Origin of the sequence: Kitasatospora sp. NPDC001309, assembly GCF_042896295.1 — a bacterium.
Taxonomy (GTDB): Bacteria; Actinomycetota; Actinomycetes; order Streptomycetales; family Streptomycetaceae; genus Kitasatospora.
Map to the genome: position 1 here is coordinate 1 of NZ_JBIAXC010000113.1, position 1,055 is coordinate 1,055.

1 protein-coding gene is annotated in these 1,055 nt (G+C 68.7%); it reads right to left on the bottom strand.

The window, feature by feature from the left end; translation table 11 throughout:
- Positions 1-1,017, bottom strand: a 1,017-nt coding sequence (locus tag ACFY2K_RS43495; RefSeq protein ID WP_387718686.1) for an IS630 family transposase, incomplete at its 3' end; no start/stop codon positions are given.
- Positions 1,018-1,055: the final 38 nt, after the last annotated feature.

A 1,055-nucleotide genomic window follows, 5' to 3' on the forward strand; every position in this document is an offset into this window, starting at 1 on the left:
GGTGTTCCAGTCGGCGACCCAGGCGCGGATGTCGCGTTCGAGGGCCTGGACGGAGCGGTGGACGCCGCGGCGGAGCTTCTTGTTGGTGAGTTCGGCGAACCACCGCTCGACCAGGTTCAGCCAGGACGAGCCGGTCGGCGTGAAGTGCAGGTGGAAGCGTGGGTGTGCCAGCAGCCACTTCTTGACGGTCTCGGTCTTGTGAGTCGCGTAGTTGTCGCAGATCAGGTGTACGTCCAGGCCGGCCGGGACCTCCCGGTCCAGCTTGGCCAGGAACTTCTTGAACTCGGCGGTGCGGTGACGCCGGTGGAGGGAGCCGATCACCTTGCCGGTGGTCGCGTCCAGGGCGGCGAACAGTGTTGTGGTGCCCGCGCGCAGGTAGTCGTGGCTGGCCCGCTCGGGGACGCCGGGCATCATCGGCAGCACCGGCTGCGAGCGGTCCAGCGCCTGAATCTGGGACTTCTCGTCCACGCAGAGCACCAACGCCCGCTCAGGCGGGTCGAGGTAGAGCCCGACGACGTCGTGGACCTTGTCGACGAAGAACGGGTCGGTGGACAGCTTGAACGACTCGGCCCGGTGCGGCTGGAGACCGAACGCCCGCCAGACCCGCGAGACCGTGGACTGGGACAGGCCCACCCGCTCGGCCATCGAGCGGGTCGACCAGTGCGTGGCGTTCTTCGGTTTCGTCTCCAGAGTCACCCGGACCAGCTCGGCGACCTGCTCGTCGGTGACCGTCCGGACCCGGCCTGGGCGGGGTGCGTCGCCGAGGCCGTCCAGACGGTCCTTGAGGAAACGGCCCCGCCACTTGGAGACCGTCTCCGTGGTCACCCCGGTTGAGGCGGCCACCGAACTGGCCGAGCGGGCAAGCCCGTCAGGCTCGACCTCGGCACACGCAAGAACGATCCGGGCTCTCAACGCCAGGGCCTGCGGGGTGGACTGGCCCCGCACCCACGCGCCGAGCACCTGCCGCTCGTGATCCGACAACACCAGCTCGGCCAGCCTCGGCCCAGGACGTCCCATGCACTGACCAACGACGGATCAAGGACTCAGGACACTAG